At 43.3% G+C, this 471-nt stretch carries 1 protein-coding gene; it reads left to right on the forward strand.

The features are described 5' to 3' along the window. The coding region (locus B4237_RS07090) for an aconitase family protein (RefSeq protein WP_286942449.1) at positions 1–471 on the forward strand (471 nt) is incomplete at both ends.

Genomic DNA, 471 nt, shown 5'->3' on the forward strand with positions numbered 1-471 from the left:
ATGGCACCTGAATATGGCGCAACGTGTGGCTTTTTTCCGATTGATGAAGTAACCCTTGGTTATCTTGCATTAACGGGTCGTGAACAAGAACGTATTGACTTAGTTGAGGCGTATAGTAAAGAGCAAGGCTTGTGGCGAAATCTTGGTGATGAACCGATTTTTACCGATACGTTGAGCCTAGATATGGGTACGGTACAAGCAAGTTTAGCGGGGCCAAAACGTCCTCAGGATCGTGTTTTACTTTCCGATGTTCCTAAGACCTTTAGTTCATTAATGGAGCTTGCACTTAAACCTGCTAAAGAACAAAAAGAGCAGTTGGAAAATGAGGGCGGTGGTGGAACAGCCGTTGCTGCTGAAAAAGCCAATCTGCCGCATGAAAGCCCATCTTGTATGATTGATGGAAAATCTTATCCATTAAATCATGGTGATGTGGTGATTTCGGCGATTACTTCATGTACCAATACCTCAAAT

The sequence above is a fragment of the Acinetobacter sp. UBA6526 genome, assembly GCF_002434875.1.
GTDB classification, from domain to species: Bacteria; Pseudomonadota; Gammaproteobacteria; order Pseudomonadales; family Moraxellaceae; genus Acinetobacter; species Acinetobacter venetianus.